Genomic DNA, 17478 nt, shown 5'->3' on the forward strand with positions numbered 1-17478 from the left:
ATAGTAGCCACAACCTAACCTATGGCTTTTCATTCAAGAGCTTGCGAGTCATTAATTGCAAGCCTAAAAAGTCTCGATTAAGGATCACAACACTCACCATAATTAAATCGACAATGTTCACTGTCGATGAATAGAAGTACCATAGCGCCCACGGTTCTTTTGTACCAAGTAAATGGGAGTCGATAAACATAGCTAGAAACAACACGGCATTAATGGCTAACCCAGTACAGCAGTAAACATAACATGAATGCTTTTGTGCATTTCTGAATAAAAGGTATTTGGCAAGAACTATCGCAGCTAGCGTCACGACGTCGTAAAGAAAGTAGATGACAAAATCGAAAGACTCAAAATTTGCAGGAGTAGTTAAATCACTCAAACTATATGAAACAGCTAAAATGGATGCGCACGCTAAAGCTTGCACATTTTTATTAACGGCCAGTATGTAAAAAGATACATGAAGTAAACTGGCCATAAAAAAGCCCCAAATCACAAGGGCTCCGATACTTAATCCGAAATAATCAAATGCCATTATCTACGTTGAGTATATGAAAAGCGCCTTTTTGGATAATTACCGCTAGCACGCCCACCAGAAACTGCTTTCAAGTTTTCTAAAGATGTAATTACATTAACAGAAGTTGTCTTTGTTTTTCCAGACTTTTTAGATGAGTCAAAATTTTCAATAGTTAAGTTAAACATTGCTTTCCCTCTATATGAATTTATTCATTTCAGCTATCACAACAAAATGAAAAGCTAAAACTCTAGAACTCATATATAAGCAACAAGCAGGCCAATTTAAAACAAAAATAAAACAAAAAATTTACGACAAACCAATGCGCACAACAATTAACCTATTGTTTTTTATATAAACAATAAAATTATTTCATTTATTGAAACTATAATCATATGAATAACAACAGAATTTACAACTCTTTATTTTATTAACAAAAGACCAAATAAAGAATTCACAAACGTACGTTCCCAAAAATGGATACAAACATAAGTTAAATCATAACCTTATGTAACTCCTTGAGATTAAAAAGATATGAAAGAAATGAACATGCAGCTTAGTAGCACAGAAAATAAAGCATATAAAAGGGACAAAAAAAGGTTAACGTACGCAACAGTGAAAAAATCATGTAAACACAATTTTTTTGAGCGAGGTATAAAAAATACCTCTCTCAATTCAGGATATAAGATACTTATTTGTCGATTGCACCTTTGAAATGATTAATTGCATCCGTCACTTGCGGCAAAGAAGCGCCACCCAATGCTTGCCTTGCGGCAATGCAAGCGGCAATTTCTAACCGCGGATAGACATCACTGTCAATTTTTGGGCATATCAGTTTAAACTCATCCAAAGCAAGCTCTTCTAAATTCTTGCCCTGCTCAATGGCAATTTGTACTAATTGTCCAACAATGTGATGCCCTTCTCTAAAAGGAACCCCCTTAGCAACAAGATAATCTGCAAGCTCAGTTGCATTAGCATGCCCACCTTGTGCAGCTTTTAAGGTCGCTTCAGCATTCACTTTTACCCCTTTAATACAAGACTCCGCCATATGAATACATGCGATCCACGTTGGTAGGGCATCAAAAAGACCTTCTTTATCTTCTTGCATATCTTTGTTATAGGCCAAAGGTAGTGCTTTGAGTGTCATCATCATGGCACTAAATGCGCCAAAAACACGTCCTGTTTTGCCTCGAATTAACTCCAATGCATCTGGGTTTTTCTTCTGCGGCATTAAGGATGAACCAGACGTCACATTGTCTGCTAATTCAATAAAACCTGATTCTCCACTGTTATAAAAGATCATATCTTCAGCAAGACGCGAAAGGTGCATCATTGAAATAGACGCACAGCTTAGTAGCTCTACTACAAAATCTCTATCTGAAACAGCGTCTAAACTATTACGCGTCGCACTTTTAAACCCCAACTGTGTCGCTAGGTGTTCTCTATCAATGGCGTAAGCCGTACCAGCCAATGCGCCTGATCCTAATGGACATTCGTTAAGACGAACAATGGCATCACTCAAACGTGAAACATCTCTGGTTAACATCTCTACATACGCCATGCACCAATGGCTAAACAGCACAGGTTGCGCACGCTGCAAATGGGTATATCCAGGTAAAATAGTCTCTAACTCTCGCTCAGCCAATTGCACAAGCGCACATTGTAGTGACTTAATTGCCGTGACAATTTGCTCAGCTGTTTGACGTGACCACAAACGAAAGTCAGTAGCAACCTGATCGTTGCGACTACGGCCCGTATGTAGTTTTTTACCTAAATCTCCCACTTTTTCTATCAGTTTTGCTTCTACATAAGAATGGATATCTTCATAGCCACTGCTTGCTATCGACGCCCTATCTTGCACAGACTCCTCTAGCAGCGAGTTTAGAGCAACGACAAGCTGACCACACTCTTCTTTTGTCAAAACTCCGACTTGCTCAAGTGCACCGGCCCATGCAATCGAACCGACAATATCTTGCTCAACCAACTGATAATCATAAGGTAATGAATCATTAAATTGCTTAAATACTTGATCTGGACCTGAAGAAAATCGCCCGCCCCATAGTGCCATAACGTATAACTCCTTTACTCACTAGGACTGTTTTTGCTTATTCAAAGCCGCAATCCGGCTTGAAAGCGAGAACAAACGAATAAACCCTTCAGCGTGAGACTGCTCATACACATCATCTTCACCAAATGTAGCAAAATCTTCGCTATATAGGCTATTCACGGATTGCTTTTGAACTGCAACGACTTGTCCTTTATATAGTTTTAGTACCACTTCACCCGTTGCGCAGTCAGCTAATGCCTGTGCAGCAGCCAGAATAGAGTCTTTTAATGGCGTAAACCAACGACCATCGTAGACTAGATGAGAAAACTCGCTGGCATACGTTTCTTTCCACTTGCGGCTTGATTTATCTAGCACCAATTCGTCAATTGCTTGCAGCGCAGCCATGATCACTGTGCCACCTGGTGTTTCATAGCAGCCACGAGACTTCATCCCGACAAGGCGATTTTCCACGATATCAACGCGACCAACACCATGTTTGGCAGCAATATCATTGAGTGTCACTAAACATTGGTATGGACTATATCGTTCACCATTGACAGCAACAACTTTACCTTGCTCAACCAAAACAGAAACAAACTCAGGTTTATCAGGCGCTTGCTCTGGCGTCGCTGTCCAAGTCCAGACTTGATCGCTCGGCTGATTCCAAGGGTTTTCAAGCTCTCCACCTTCGTGAGAAATATGCCAAATGTTAGCATCACGGCTATATATTTTTGTTGCGGATGCAGCACAAGGAATGTCTCTTTGCGCAAGGTAATCCAGTAATGACTCACGACTAGATAGCGTCCACTCTCGCCATGGCGCAATCACTTGTAGATCAGGTGCTAATGCAGCAAAACAGGACTCAAAACGAACCTGATCGTTACCTTTACCCGTACAGCCATGAGATAGCGCATCAGCACCGACTTTACGTGCTACTTCCACTTGCGCTTTGGCAATAATAGGACGTGCCATTGACGTCCCTAGTAAGTACGTACCTTCATAAATAGCACCGGTTTGCAATGTCGGGTAAATATATTCACTCACCAACTCTTCTTTTAAGTCAACGACATAACATTCACTGGCACCAGAAGCGATGGCTTTTTCTTCTACACCTGCGAGCTCTTCTTCACCTTGGCCAACATCTGCAACGAAGGCGACTACTTCACAACCGTAGTTTTCTTTTAACCATGGTACGATGGCAGACGTGTCTAACCCGCCAGAATACGCCAAAACAACCTTTTTTACTTCACTCATTATTTATTAACCCTTTTAGAATTGATTGCTTAGCAAAGTGACCAGTAGCGCATTCTGGGCATGCATCCGGTTCTCAGCTTGTTGAATAATTTTTGAATTTTCGCCATCCATGACGGCAGAGGTAATTTCGTATTCCCTATGCGCAGGTTGGCAATGTAATACGGTTTGTGCCCCTGTTTGTTTTAACAGTTCACTGTTAATTTGATATGGCATAAACGTGTCTTTGGCTTGTTCCAATGACACATTACAGCCCATTGACACCCAAGTATCCGTGTACAACACATTTGTCCCTGTTGCGGCTTCAACTCGGTCACTGATCAAAATATTGGCGCCATTAACCGCAGCGATCTGCTCCGCCTGCTTAACTATTTGTGCATCTGGCGAGTGGCCTTTTGGGCACACTGCCACAAAGTCAGTCCCTAAACTTGCAGCTAATAACATCAGTGAGTGAGTCACGTTATTTCCCTCACCGAGATATGCCAATTTCAATCCACTCACATCACCATACACCTCTTGCAATGTCATAAAATCAGCCAAAGCCTGACATGGGTGATAAAGATCACACAAGCTATTCACTACAGGTACATTGGCAAACTCTGCGAGCGTTAACAGCGTACTATGTTGATTAACCCGGGCCACAATACCATCAGCCCAAGTGGACATATTCAGTGCAAAGTCTTTTACCGACTCGCGACTACCCATCGCACCATTTTGCTGATCTAAATAAACAGCATGACCACCGAGTTTATTGATCCCAATATCAAATGATAAACGGGTCCGTAAGCTTGGTTTTTCAAATAAAGTGACTATCGATTTTCCAGCCAAAGCCTGCGCAAAATCGTGTGGCTGTGCTTTAATTTGGTGCGCAAGATTGAATAGCTTTAAAAGTGCAGCTTGGTCGAACTCTAGACCTGTAATGAATGACTGAGTCATGTTATATCCTAAGGTAAAATTTTTGTGCCAACATGGTCGCCTTTTAATAAGGCAATTAAATTTTCTGGCTTTTGCCAACTTGAGATATACACACCACGTCGTAAATGTTGGGCAGCGTGAAGACTGGTCTTAACTTTGACCTCCATCCCGCCCACAATCACCTTCTGTTGTATTAACTGATCGATTTGCGCTGCACTCAACGAATGTAGAGGCTGTTTTTGAGCATCTAACACCGCTTCTACATCGGTCATAAACACCAATTCAGCGGCAATATTTTGCGCTATAGCAGCAGCAGCCTCATCTGCATTGATGTTATACAAGCCACCGTCTTGGCCTATACCAACAGAACTCACTAAAGGAATACGCCCAAGCGCTAATAAGTTATCTAAAAGCCCAAGCTCTTCCTTAGCAACACAAGTACCGACCTGCCCGAGCGCCTTGAGTTTTTGCTTAGCTAAAAATCCCGCCTCATACAAGCAAGTGCCAACAGGCTTGAGACCCGCAACAATAGCTTGTGACATAAGCTGTTTATTAGCACACCCCGCCAAAGCACCGATTATGTACGGAAGTTGCTCTTTAGGGCTTATCCGCAAGCCTTGATGTTTAGCTGTTGCAAAACCTGCATCTTCTAGCCAACGATCAACCAATGCTCCACCACCATGCACAAGTACAAACTGCTTGTCTTGCTCTTTGCTTAACGCGTGTAAAACCTGAAATAGCGAAAGCGCAGCTTGCTCGGTATTCAGTACCGCCCCACCCACTTTTATAACCCAAGTTTTTTTTGCTACTTGATTCATCCTTTCAGCCCCAAAGTAGGTGAAAGCTCGCTGACAATATTCATACATTGAAGTGCTTGGCCCGCTGCGCCTTTCAGTAAATTATCAATTGCGACAACCACGATTAACTGCTGATCTTGCTGCTGCCAACCTATATCTATAAACGGGGTATTCGCCGCCCCTTTAATAGATGGCATGTTACTGCCTTTTAGGCGAATAAGAGGTTCATCGGCAAGGCATTGATAAGCCGCTTCAACCTCATGGGGTGTCACGCCCTCTTTCAACTGCACATAAATAGTTTCCAAGATCCCACGTGCAAAATTGCCTAAATGGGGTGTAAATAGAACTGGATGATCCAAATACTGAGTAATTTCAGGGCCATGGCGATGGTTAAACAAACCATAAGGAGATAAAGACACTTCACAAAACTGCGTAGTCAAAGAGGCTTTTCTGCCCGCGCCTGTAACACCAGAAACCGCATTGATAATAATAGGCGATTCAGTGAGTAACCCAGCATTTTTAAGTGGTTTTAATGCATTTAACGCTGCAGTTGGATAACACCCAGCAACAGCAACCAACTGTGCATCTTTAATCGCAGCAGAGTACCACTCGGCCAAGCCATATTGAGCTTGATCTAGCAGTGCTTGATGTGGATGTTCAAATCCATAAAATGCTTGATATTGAGACGCATCGGCTAGGCGAAAGCCCCCTGACAAGTCAAAAACTTTTAACCCTAGTTCGAGAAATTTAGGGGCCAGAGATACACTCACTTTATGATCAGTACAAAGGCAAACATAATCCGACTGCGCAGCAATTTGCGCGAATGCTTTTTCTGTGAGGGGGGATAATTCAATATCCAGTAAACCACTGTGTTCTGGATATAAAGCGCTCAGCAACTTACCCTTGTCCAAGCTTTGCTCAGATACATAACAGCTGATCAAATTAAATTCAGGATGATTTGCTAGTAATTTGGCTAATTCTGCACCACTATATCCACTGGCGCCAATAATAGAAACATTTAACATCGATAACTCTTCTTAAGTTAGTTGATTGGGGAGTCACACTTGCTATAGATGTCATGTTCTTCGCATCGCCACCCCTAAAATAATTATTCTTTAAAAATGAATTGATATTCATACTAAACACATATAAATTTTTATGCAACATCTTTGAATAAATATTTTGGAGTATTATGTCAGTACCAGATTTTCTCGACATGTATAAAACCCTCATTGCTAAGCCATCAATCAGCGCTATTGATGAGTCGTTAGATCTGAGTAACAAAGCAGTTATCGATGTACTCGCTAACTGGTGTCGCGATCTCGAATTTGAAGTTGAGATCACCGAGCTCACACACGCGCCCGGGAAATACAATTTATTAGCCCGAAGAGAGCCCCTCGATAGCAGTAAAAGTCACGGCGGGTTAATGCTCGCAGGCCATACAGATACGGTACCTTTTGACGACGCTCGTTGGCATTCAGACCCCTTTGAGTTAACTGAAAAAGACAATAAGTTATTTGGGCTTGGTAGCATTGATATGAAGGGTTTTTTTGCATTTGTGATTACGGCTATATCGCAGCTTGATCGCAAATACCAGAATGCGCCTTTAATGATCCTCGCTACAGCAGATGAAGAAACCACCATGGCAGGCGCACAGCAAGTTGCCCAGCACACTTCCCTAAAACCAAAATACTGTGTGATCGGTGAGCCCACAGACATGGTGCCCGTGTTTGCACACAAAGGTCATATGAGTAGCGCTATCCGAGTCACAGGACGCTCAGGACATAGTTCTGATCCAGACAGAGGCCTCAATGCCATCGAAGTTATGCAACAAGTGATCTCAAGATTGTTACATTTAAAAGAAGAATTAAAGAATAAATATTCAATTGAGCACTTCGCTGTACCGTACCCAACTTTGAACCTAGGTCATATTCATGGTGGCGACAATGCCAATCGGATTTGTGGCTGCTGTGAACTTCACATTGATATTAGACCATTGCCAGGTCTGAGCATCATTGAACTTGAGCAGATGCTATTAAATGCACTCAAGCCGATTAATGAACAACTTCCTGGCTGTGTCGATGTCATTGCGCTTCATGACCCAATACCTGCTTTTAGTGGACGTACAGATTCTGGGCTTGTGAAGTTAGCTGAAAAACTCTCGAAGCAAAAAGCTATTGCAGTGAATTACTGCACCGAAGCGCCCTTCTTGCAACAGTTAGGCTGTGAAACCATTGTCATGGGCCCGGGCTCAATTAACCAAGCCCACCAGCCGGACGAGCACTTAGATATGGATAAGATCATACCAAGTCAAAATGTGATTTTGGATTTAATCGAAAAGTGTTGCTTTACTAAAGAAAAAGCCAGCTAATTGCTGGCTCTTCGCTTACTTTAATGTGACTTTTCGCTCATTGTAGTAGGTAATCAAATCATCGATTGCCTGCTGGCAGTATTCTTTAATACCAGATACAAGCATATGTTTTTCGCCAAAGCCAACTTTTTCACCTTGACTTAGTAGCTCAAAGCGCAGAATGATCTTTCCGCGTTTCCCCTCATAGCTAAATTCAGGTGTTGCAGCTTCCAGTGTTACCTCTTCAATGTCCAGTGTGTCCAAATGAATAGACATTGACTCATAGATCACCATAGGGCGCGCTGGATTGATCATCACCTCTTGCTGACCCATCAGCGGAATGATCACATGTGGAAAAGCTTTGCCAGAGAAGGCAACATAATTTTTAATTAGGCTCTCTACAAGCTGAGTGCATTGCTTGCTTTGGCCTGAACGCTTTACAGACAACATGGTTTTTTCATTTGAAACAATGTCAAACTCGTCACTGCCTTCAGGAAACTCTAACACTGATGTTTCATCAACCATACCCGCAAAGGTAAAGTGCATGTTTTCACTCACACCATACTTATCAAGGACCAATGAAAACAGTAAGTCACCAGGAACACAGAATTTCTTTGCATCAATATCGTGCAAAGGGTTAAAGTCATCAGCCACCTGCTTTGCAAATTGACTGCCTTGTTCACGGTTGATCACGAGTTTATTGGTTTCTTGTTGGTAGTAGGGTGTAAGCATAGTTAACTTCTTTCTTGCATGAAAATCGCGCTATATTAGCAGAAAATAAGCACAGAGAGGTCATATCTCTATGCTAAATGTTGTAACTTTTGATGTCATCTGCATTTTTTATCTGTGATATCAGAAAACAGGTATCTCAAAAGCATATCACTGCAAGACGAAGGGCAATGCTAAAACTACAACAGCGCAGTGAGAGGCTCTCCTCCCCATAACACCAAAATACCACTCGCTGCTAAAATAAATAATACATAAGCCCACAAACCGTTTTTAATAGTTGGCGCATTATCCGATGACGTCATTTTTCCTGTCAGCAAAGTTCGTAGCAGATTAATGCCTTTAATGCGGTACAGTAAAATAGCAATGAGATGCACACTTATACCGACCAATAAAATATCAATATTGGTCTTGTGAATGCTACCCGCAAGCTCTACCCAATCGTAACTTACATAACTCACAAGCGGTCCATCCATCAAAATATCATCCGTAGTCATTAACCCAGATATCAGTTGGACAAAAATAACCACAAAGAAAAACAGCACCATAATGCTGCCTGCTGGGTTATGCCCAATGTGCGCGCGTTTACTTTTAAGTGCTTTAACCACCGCTTTTGGATGATGAAATAATGTTTTTAGCTTGGCGGTGTCGCTACCAAATACACCCCATACCACTCGCGTGATCATCAATGCTAATAACACATACCCAGTCACGAAGTGCAGATCAAGCCAACCTTCCTCTCCCGATACATATAAAGCAGCAATGCCAATGACGAGTAGCCAGTGAAACCCTCGAATAAATCCGTCCCACACTTTGATCATAATTGCCCCTATTATTTTTGTGTGATTGCAAAGAGTACCTGAGGGCATAAACAAAAACGATGGTTTTGCGTTATAAAACGCAGAAATTTTGCGGCAGGACAAAAGGTAGGGGAATAAAGATTACCATTGTGAATTGGGACGTCGATATGACGCCCAACTCAGTCTAATCGCTTACAAGCTCGCCATAATGATCTGGCGGCTTTTATCCAGTGTAACAGCCTGTTGTTCACCCAGCGCTGTCATACCATGGCGCTCTAATTGAGCCGTGATCTTATCCACCGCCTCTTCACCAACACCATAATCACTTAAGCGTGTTTTCATATCAACGCGGTGGAAAAACTGCTCTGTCATTTCAATTGCCGATGCGATTGCTTGCGCTTCATCTGATATGTCCAGTCCTAAAACACGCTCTGCATATTGTAGTAGTTTCTCTCGTTTGTGCTCTGTTTGCTCTGACATCATTCTTGGTAAAATTATGGCGAGCGTCTGTGCATGATCCAAACCGTAAACCGCTGTGATCTCATGGCCAATCATATGCGTTGCCCAATCCTGTGGTACGCCCGCACCAATGAGACCATTAAGCGCCATAGTTGCCGACCACATCACATTGGCGCGTACTTTATAATCCACGTCATCTGACAGCAGCTTTGGACCCTCTTCCATCAATGTCATCAATAGACCCTCAGCGAATCGATCTTGTACCTTCGCATCAACAGGGTATGTCAGGTATTGCTCCATGGTGTGAACAAATGCATCAACAACGCCATTAGTTAATTGTCTCGTTGGAAGCGTTTCCATCACTTTTGGATCAAGTACTGCAAATTTAGGTTGGACAAGGATTGAAGCAAACGGCAGTTTGTCATGTGTGTCGCTATTTGACACTACGCTAAAGCTGTTTGATTCTGATCCCGTTGCAGGTAGCGTTAATACCACACCAATTGGCAATGCAGATTTGACTTCTGCGCCTTTGCTCAGGATATCCCATGGCTCGCCTTCAAAGTTGGCAGCCGCAGCGATGAATTTACTGCCATCTATCACTGAACCGCCACCCACTGCAAGAATATAGTTAAACTCTTCAGCCTTAATTTTTTCCACTGCTTGCATGCAAGTTTGATAAGTCGGATTAGGCTCAATACCAGCAAACTCACCCCAGTTAAATTCACTTAAAGCGGCACTGACTTGCTCATAAATACCATTTTTATGGATGCTGCCCCCACCATAAACCACCAATACTTTTGCTTCACTCGGAATAGCCTTGGTTATTTCAGCTACCTGTCCTTCACCAAAGAAGATCTCAGTCGGGTTGTAAAAATTAAAGTTAAGCATAACTGCTCCTGTAATGACGGTATGTTATTTAATTGCGAGACAGTTTAATGGTATGCATAACGAAGATCATTATTCAAAAGACAATTCACTTTTGCTCAGTTGCAATAATGGAGTATTATTCACCCTCATATTTGCACAGGTGATACATGATATGTGGCAAGGGTTAGATATTTTTTTAGCAGTTGTGGAGCACGGTAGTTTTAGCAAAGCAGCCAATGCTTTGGATGTGTCCACCTCCCATGTGAGTCGTCAGATACAGCAGTTAGAGTCCAGATTGGGAACGGTATTACTGCAGCGCACGACTCGCAGTATAAAGCTGACTGAAGAAGGACTCGCCTATGCAGCCAAATTGAAAGACATTCAACACGCATTACTAGATGCCAATAATGAGCTACAAGGCGTCCAGCACACCCCCAAAGGACCGATCAGAATAACTGGGGCAGGCGACTTCGTTGCAAATCGAGTTGCCCCTGTCATTGTTCAGTTTTGCCAACTTTATCCAGAGGTCGACGTGCATCTTGATTTCAATGCACGCAATGTCGATTTAGTCGAAGATGGCTTTGATTTAGCGATTCGCTTTGGACGCCTGCAAGACTCCAGACTCATCGCCCGTAAGCTCAGTACACGCTACATGAAGTTATTAGCAAGCCCTGACTATTTAGCAAAAGCGCCTCCTTTAAAATCTCCACAAGACTTGTCCCAACATAATTGCCTGATTGCGATTTCCAATCGCTGGCGATTCATTGGCGATAACGGCATCGATGAGATCAAAGTCTCTGGTAACTGGCGAAGTAACAACCCACAAGCGATCCTGCATGCTTGCCGTTCAGGTCTTGGGATCGCCCATCTAGCTGAAGACATTGCCGAGCAAAGTCTAGCAAGTGGCGAGCTCGTGTCATTACTTGACGAGCATCAGGTCAATGATAATGCCAGTTGGCTGGTTTATCCCCGAAAAGACTTAATGCCACTGCGTGTTCGGCTCCTGATCGACTTTTTACTTACACACATAAAGTGATCTTTTCTATTGCTAACACCGTAAGTTTACCCTAACATTTAAATCGCGCACGATTAAATCACTGGAGATATAAATGCTTTACGAATTTACTGCCAATACCCTACAAGGCCAAGCCTATGACTTTTCAAATTTAAAAGGGAAAGTAGTACTTGTCGTGAATACGGCGAGTCAATGCGGTTTGACGCCGCAATATGAAGGGCTTCAACAGCTTCATAAAGAACTTCACGGTGAAGGGCTTGAAATCATTGGTTTCCCATGCAATCAATTTGGGAAACAGGAACCAGGCAGTGCATCAGAGATCCAACAAGGCTGCTTAATCAATTACGGCGTCGACTTTACCATGATGGAAAAAATTGAAGTCAATGGCTCTCAGGCACATCCGCTTTATCAATATCTCAAATCAGCACTGCCTGGGATATTAACCAACAACATCAAGTGGAACTTTACCAAGTTTTTAATTGGCAAAGATGGGCAACCACTTAAACGTTATGCGCCCACCACGAAGCCTGAAAAAATTAAAGCAGATATCATCAACGCCCTTGGACACACTTCATGAGCGACAAGCACCCTGAATTAAACTTAGACAATCAGCTTTGCTTTAGCTTATATGCAGCCTCAAGACACATTACACGCTTGTATCAGCCCATGCTGAAACAGCATAACTTAACCTACCCACAGTACATTGTGCTGCTGATCTTATGGCAAAAAGATGGCATGTTAGTCAAAGACATTGGGGAGCGTGCGCAGCTCAAGAGTAATACGCTAACCCCATTGTTAAAAAGGTTAGAGCAAAACGGATTAGTGACACGTCAAAGGGATAGTGAAGATGAAAGACAGTGTTATGTGTATCTGACTGAGCAAGGTAAAAGCTTAGAGAGTTTATGTGCTTGTATCCCCTCTCAAATGCTAAAGCAAACTGAGATGCCAGTAGAAAAACTCATCGAGCTCAAGCAACTGCTTGACCAGCTGATGGTCACAGAAGTGCATGGTAAGTAAGACACTTACCATGCATCACAGGTTAGCCGATTGTTGGATACTCTCGGTATGCCTTTTCTAGCTTTTTAGCCTGTTTCTTTGACACGCCGATGTGGTTAAGCGCCACACGTAGACGTGCACGAGAGAGATCTGAGCCCAGTACTTCCATCGCATCCACAACAGATGTTGACGAAGTCTTACCGGTGATCGCGACAAAGATCGGCTCCAAGAATTCTTTGATCTTTAATTCATGGAACGTCGCAACACTTTTCGCAATCGCAAAAATCTCAGACTTATTCCAGCTTCGAAGCTTTTCCAATTCCCAAATAAAGAATTGAAGTGCTTGGGTGATCACCGTATCATCTGCCTTACCAGCAGTTAATAACGCTGGGTCATAACTTGGTATGCCACCAACAAAGTGACCAGCAAGATCGACCAGATCTGATAACGTATTAATACGTGCTTTTGCTTCAGGCAGCACTCGAGAAAGTGTCTGCGCATTGAATTTCCAATCAACAAAGCGCTGGATCAATTCTTCATCAGATAAGTTTTCACGGATCCACAAACCGTTTAACCAGCTTAACTTATCAACATCGAATACCGGTCCACCCAGTGATACACGTTTCATATCAAAATGTTCGATCATCTCAGCCAATGTGAACTTTTCACGCTCATCAGGCATTGACCAACCCATGCGGCCTAAGTAGTTAAGCACAGCTTCAGGTAAGAAGCCCATTTCTTTGTAATAGTTGATAGAAGTCGGGTTCTTACGCTTTGACAGTTTTGATTTATCTGGGTTGCGTAGTAGAGGTAAGTGACCTAATACAGGCGCTTCCCAACCAAGATCTTCATACAGCTTTAACAGCTTAGGCGCAGAGTTGATCCACTCTTCACCTCGGAAAATGTGGCTGATCTGCATGTGGTGATCATCCACAACGTTCGCCATGAAGTAAGTTGGAAAACCATCCGCTTTCAACAGCACTTGCATGTCTACGTTTTCCCAAGGGATCTCAATCTCACCACGAAGGTAATCGTTAAACTTAAACGTGCCTTCCTCAGGAATAGTCATGCGGATAACGTAAGGTTTACCTACGTCTAAATTTGCTTGAATTTCTTCTTTGCTTAAACGTAGACCACGACCATCATATTTAGGGCGAAGACCTTCAGCCATTTGTTCTTCACGCATTTGATCAAGCTCTTCCGCGGTTGCAAAACAGTAAAACGCTTTGCCTTCTTCCACTAGCTGATGAGCAAACTTTTGATATAACTCTGTGCGCTCTGACTGACGGTATGGACCAAACTCACCGCCTACATCCGGACCGTGGTCCCAGTTAAGACCTAACCAACGTAAGCTATCCATGATAGCCTGCTCAGATTCTGGCGTGCTTCTAACCTGATCGGTATCTTCGATACGCAATACAAATTCACCACCTTGTTGCTTAGCAAAGCAGTAGTTAAATAGCGCTATATAAGCAGTACCTAAATGCGGATCACCTGTCGGAGAGGGCGCAACACGTGTACGGATTGTCATGATATGTCTCTTAAATTCGTTACTAAAAATAATAAATGGAATGCTAGCACAGCCTCAGCATAGGGAAAATAGCTAGCATCATTGACTGTGCGTTAAGCTGAGCGCTCTAGCCCTTGTAAATAGCTCACAATGTCACTGGATTCATAAAGCCAAGTTACTTGCCCTTGATCTTCAATTCTCAGGCAAGGCACTTTGACCTTTCCGCCCTGTTCGAGTAACTCTTGGCGGTATGCTGCATTGCTTTTTGCATCACGAGTTTCAAGCTTTAAGCCTTCACGTTTTGCAACACGTCTCACTTTGACGCAAAAAGGGCAAGCCTTAAACTGATATAGTTTTAGGTTTTGCGTAATGGTGTCGAGTTGCAGCTGTGCTTGCGCCGAGCGTTTTTTACTTCTTGGTGTAAAAACAAAGTCGAATAATAAGATAAGACGGCCAAGCAACCAACGGATCAGTTTCATGAATATTCTCCCAGTCAAAATCGGCGCTAGAATACCATAAAGCTGCGCAACATACGCGCAAAAGTTCCTATAAAAGTATATTTCGTAACCGGAAAATCAAACCAAATACGGCTGAATTTCTCTTTAGAGTGGCTTAAAAAAGTTCAATGTCTGTTTCCGCCTTTGCTTGCCCGGCGATCCCTAATTCTTCAAAATCCACAACCTGATCCCGGCCATGCTTCTTAGCGTAATAAAGTGCCAGATCAGCCTCGTGAACCAACTCTGACACTTGAGCAATTTCTTCTAAAACTGTGTAACCAATACTGATGGTGAGCTTTTTAACTTGAGGAAAGTTAAATGCGGAGATGACTTTGCGCACACGATTGAGCAGAGATCTGGCTTCGCTTCTGTCATGGGCTTGAAACAATACAGCAAACTCTTCACCGCCATAGCGAAAAACAAAATCTTCTGCACGGAAGTTATCTTTAAGCTGCTGTGCAACCAGCAACAGCACTTCATCGCCAATAACATGACCAAAATTGTCATTTACAATTTTAAAGTGATCAATATCAAACAATGCTAAGTACCATTTCCGAATCCCTTGCTGCTCCCGCTTAATGACAAACCCTTCACCTGTGATGATCTCAATTACTTTGTCATCAAATGTCTGCCGATTTAATAATTGAGTCAACGGATCTATACGGCCCAGAGCAAGGGTATTGAGTTGGTGATAAAAAACATTGATCAAATGGGCAATCAGATAACTGCGTGCAGTGGGTAGTCTCTCTCCAATCCATAATAAGCCCATAATGGCTTTGTTACTTCTCAATACAATGCACAGGTGGTTGTCACCACACAAAATATGCTGGTGCTTAAGTGTCTCTGCCCGCGCTAATAAATACTCCAAATCTGGCGGTGTTTTAGAGGATGACAAAGCTAAGAGCTTTAAGCGCTCTTTGTCAGATAAACTTGGGGCGAGGTACATGGCCATGGGTATATCTGGAAGCAGTTCAGTGAGGATTGTCTGAATACGCTTATACAAGTCATTTTCACTGCGTATCTGCAACAAGCTAATCGCAAATTCATGTCCGCATGGCGATATATCCACACTGAAGTCTCCAAAAACCCTCTCACAGTATAGCTTAGTCCCTCTTAGTTAGGTTGCAACGTGCTCAAATAAGACAAGGTCATCTCTATGAATAACCACATTTGCACCTTGATAGCCCAGTACTTCGTTGATCTGTGCGCTATGTAACCCTTTGATCTGTTCAAGCTCCTGGCTGTCAAAGGCCACTAGTCCTTTCGCAATCACTTTACCCTGAATGCTCTTAAGCTCAATCAAATCACCACGTTGAAATTGCCCGCTCACATCTGTTATCCCTTTTGCCAACAGACTTGCCCCCTGTGAGCAAACCGCATTAATGGCACCAGCATCACAGATCAGCGCACCACTGCACCTAGGACCTGATAACAACCATTTTTTTCGCCCATCCAACGGCGCATCAAAACGAATAAACTTCGTACTTTTCGCTAAACCAGAATGAATATTAACAATGACATTAGGCTCGCTACCTTTGGCTATTACGGTTTCAATCCCCGCACGCTGTGCAATTTGAGCAGCTTGTAATTTTGTCGCCATGCCACCTGTGCCCAGCGAGGTACCCGCACCACCAGCAAGTGCTATGATGTGCTCATCTATTTCTCCCACTGTTTCAATGAGACGCGCATCGGGGTTTTGTCTTGGATCGGCTGTAAATAAGCCCGACTGATCAGTGAGGAGTAAAAGCCTATCTGCATTGGCCAAAATCGCCACCATTGCAGATAAATTGTCGTTATCTCCTACTTTAATTTCGCTGGTTGCCACGGCATCGTTCTCATTAATAATTGGCACCACATCATGACGTAGCAATTGCGTTAATGTATCTCTAGCATTTAAATACCGCGCGCGATCTTCCACATCAGCTCGGGTCAACAATAGCTGCGCAACGGAGACATCAAAAATCGAGAACAAACTTTGCCATAAGTGAATTAATTGCCCCTGCCCTATCGCGGCTAGCATTTGTTTTTCCGCAATTGAATTGCCAATGTCTTTAAGTAACGCAGAACGTCCAGCTGCAACCGCGCCACTTGAAACAAGAATAACCTGCCACCCCACCTTTTTTAACTCGACACACTGACTTGCCAATTCGACTAACCGAGGTTTATTTAACAGTGTACCTCCGGCTGTTAGCACACTAGTGCCCAACTTAACAACAATGACTTTACGATTAGTCATCTACTTACATCCACACTTCTCAAAACAGAGTATTTTTATAACATGCACATGCCGAGTTGAATACTAAACAAACAGCCTAATGGAATTTATTTCAATGCCTTTTTCCTCATTACATGAGACATTTCAAATAACTCACATGTGGATTATGATCAATATCAAGCTCTACTTATACAAACGAGATGTATACTGCTATTCGAGGAGGTGACTATGAAAAAGCCAAATTACAAAAAGGAGTTGATAATGCTTCCACTGCTGTTGATCAGCATCGCATTATGCATTGGGGGGCATTTTATCTTGCAGCCAAGCTACCAAAATAATCACTGGGCGGAGTATAGTCTCGCAGCATTACCATTTTTAATGTTTGCGATTGTGATCATTGCCATCAAAATTGCAATAAAAGCCGACAAAGAAGAGTGAACTAACCTCACACCTTTCAAAACGTGTATAACTTACTCTTTAACAAATTAATTCTTTATACTTGATATAAAGTAGAAAATAATTCAT

Annotated in this window: 18 protein-coding genes and 1 pseudogene; 5 read left to right on the plus strand and 14 right to left on the minus strand. The window is 42.6% G+C overall.

Annotation, left to right across the window (positions count from 1 at the left end; all coding sequences use genetic code 11):
- Nucleotides 1-19: 19 nt before the first annotated feature.
- From L1077_RS06175 to argC, 7 genes and pseudogenes are all read right to left on the minus strand, one after another.
- Nucleotides 20-472, minus strand: a complete 453-nt coding sequence (locus L1077_RS06175) for a hypothetical protein (RefSeq protein ID WP_237136029.1) — start codon at nucleotides 470-472, stop codon at nucleotides 20-22.
- Nucleotides 473-528: 56 nt separating this feature from the next.
- Nucleotides 529-696: a hypothetical protein gene (locus L1077_RS06180; RefSeq protein ID WP_237136030.1), complete on the minus strand. Its 168-nt coding sequence runs from the start codon at nucleotides 694-696 to the stop codon at nucleotides 529-531.
- Nucleotides 697-1217: 521 nt separating this feature from the next.
- Nucleotides 1218-2576, minus strand: a pseudogene (gene argH, locus L1077_RS06185) (argininosuccinate lyase); the annotation flags it as partial.
- A gap of 21 nt (nucleotides 2577-2597) precedes the next feature.
- Nucleotides 2598-3809: an argininosuccinate synthase gene (locus tag L1077_RS06190; RefSeq protein ID WP_237136032.1), complete on the minus strand. Its 1212-nt coding sequence runs from the start codon at nucleotides 3807-3809 to the stop codon at nucleotides 2598-2600.
- A gap of 15 nt (nucleotides 3810-3824) precedes the next feature.
- Entirely contained in the window at nucleotides 3825-4742 is a 918-nt protein-coding gene (locus L1077_RS06195; protein ID WP_237136033.1) for an ornithine carbamoyltransferase, read from the minus strand.
- Nucleotides 4743-4750: 8 nt separating this feature from the next.
- Entirely contained in the window at nucleotides 4751-5539 is a 789-nt protein-coding gene (locus L1077_RS06200; protein ID WP_237136034.1) for an amino acid kinase family protein, read from the minus strand.
- A complete protein-coding gene (gene argC / locus L1077_RS06205) occupies nucleotides 5536-6543 on the minus strand; it encodes an N-acetyl-gamma-glutamyl-phosphate reductase (RefSeq protein WP_237136035.1) in 1008 nt (335 codons plus the stop codon). Before argC ends, L1077_RS06200 begins: the two co-directional genes overlap by 4 nt.
- A gap of 167 nt (nucleotides 6544-6710) precedes the next feature.
- Between argC and argE the strand changes: the two genes are divergently transcribed.
- On the plus strand, nucleotides 6711-7889 hold the full coding sequence (gene argE / locus L1077_RS06210) for an acetylornithine deacetylase (RefSeq protein WP_237136036.1): 1179 nt from the start codon (nucleotides 6711-6713) through the stop codon (nucleotides 7887-7889).
- Between the two features lie 15 nt (nucleotides 7890-7904).
- On the opposite strand, the gene L1077_RS06215 is transcribed toward argE, so the two are convergent.
- The 3 genes from L1077_RS06215 to L1077_RS06225 all read right to left on the minus strand — a co-directional run bounded on the left by L1077_RS06215 (nucleotide 7905) and on the right by L1077_RS06225 (nucleotide 10741).
- Nucleotides 7905-8600 carry a DUF3581 family protein gene (locus L1077_RS06215; protein ID WP_237136037.1) on the minus strand — a complete coding sequence of 232 codons (696 nt, stop codon included), beginning with the start codon at nucleotides 8598-8600 and terminating at the stop codon, nucleotides 7905-7907.
- A 176-nt stretch (nucleotides 8601-8776) separates the two neighbouring features.
- Nucleotides 8777-9415 (minus strand): cytochrome b/b6 domain-containing protein, encoded by a 639-nt coding sequence (locus tag L1077_RS06220; RefSeq protein WP_237136038.1) that lies wholly within the window; start codon nucleotides 9413-9415, stop codon nucleotides 8777-8779.
- Between the two features lie 171 nt (nucleotides 9416-9586).
- Complete coding sequence (locus tag L1077_RS06225) at nucleotides 9587-10741, minus strand: iron-containing alcohol dehydrogenase (RefSeq protein WP_237136039.1); 1155 nt, start codon at nucleotides 10739-10741, stop codon at nucleotides 9587-9589.
- Nucleotides 10742-10892: 151 nt separating this feature from the next.
- Between L1077_RS06225 and L1077_RS06230 the strand changes: the two genes are divergently transcribed.
- The 3 genes from L1077_RS06230 (at nucleotide 10893) to L1077_RS06240 (ending at nucleotide 12752) form a co-directional block, all read left to right on the plus strand.
- The gene (locus L1077_RS06230) at nucleotides 10893-11756 is read left to right on the plus strand and encodes a LysR family transcriptional regulator (RefSeq protein WP_237136040.1); all 864 of its coding nucleotides are present in this window, start codon (nucleotides 10893-10895) and stop codon (nucleotides 11754-11756) included.
- A 73-nt stretch (nucleotides 11757-11829) separates the two neighbouring features.
- Nucleotides 11830-12312, plus strand: coding sequence for a glutathione peroxidase (locus L1077_RS06235; protein ID WP_237136041.1), 483 nt, complete (start codon nucleotides 11830-11832; stop codon nucleotides 12310-12312).
- A complete protein-coding gene (locus L1077_RS06240) occupies nucleotides 12309-12752 on the plus strand; it encodes a MarR family winged helix-turn-helix transcriptional regulator (RefSeq protein WP_237136042.1) in 444 nt (147 codons plus the stop codon). The genes L1077_RS06235 and L1077_RS06240 overlap by 4 nt, the downstream gene beginning before the upstream one ends.
- A gap of 22 nt (nucleotides 12753-12774) precedes the next feature.
- On the opposite strand, the gene gltX is transcribed toward L1077_RS06240, so the two are convergent.
- From gltX to proB, 4 genes are all read right to left on the minus strand, one after another.
- Nucleotides 12775-14262 carry a glutamate--tRNA ligase gene (gene gltX, locus L1077_RS06245; RefSeq protein WP_237136043.1) on the minus strand — a complete coding sequence of 496 codons (1488 nt, stop codon included), beginning with the start codon at nucleotides 14260-14262 and terminating at the stop codon, nucleotides 12775-12777.
- Between the two features lie 92 nt (nucleotides 14263-14354).
- Nucleotides 14355-14720: a glutaredoxin family protein gene (locus L1077_RS06250; RefSeq protein WP_237136044.1), complete on the minus strand. Its 366-nt coding sequence runs from the start codon at nucleotides 14718-14720 to the stop codon at nucleotides 14355-14357.
- Between the two features lie 133 nt (nucleotides 14721-14853).
- Nucleotides 14854-15807: a GGDEF domain-containing protein gene (locus L1077_RS06255; RefSeq protein ID WP_237136045.1), complete on the minus strand. Its 954-nt coding sequence runs from the start codon at nucleotides 15805-15807 to the stop codon at nucleotides 14854-14856.
- A 48-nt stretch (nucleotides 15808-15855) separates the two neighbouring features.
- Nucleotides 15856-16974 (minus strand): glutamate 5-kinase, encoded by a 1119-nt coding sequence (gene proB, locus L1077_RS06260; RefSeq protein ID WP_237136046.1) that lies wholly within the window; start codon nucleotides 16972-16974, stop codon nucleotides 15856-15858.
- Between the two features lie 207 nt (nucleotides 16975-17181).
- Here proB and L1077_RS06265 point away from each other — a divergent pair, with 207 nt between their 5' ends.
- On the plus strand, nucleotides 17182-17391 hold the full coding sequence (locus tag L1077_RS06265; RefSeq protein ID WP_063361461.1) for a hypothetical protein: 210 nt from the start codon (nucleotides 17182-17184) through the stop codon (nucleotides 17389-17391).
- Nucleotides 17392-17478 lie beyond the last annotated feature (87 nt).

The sequence above is a fragment of the Pseudoalteromonas luteoviolacea genome (genome assembly GCF_021654285.1).
GTDB lineage: Bacteria > Pseudomonadota > Gammaproteobacteria > Enterobacterales > Alteromonadaceae > Pseudoalteromonas > Pseudoalteromonas luteoviolacea_J.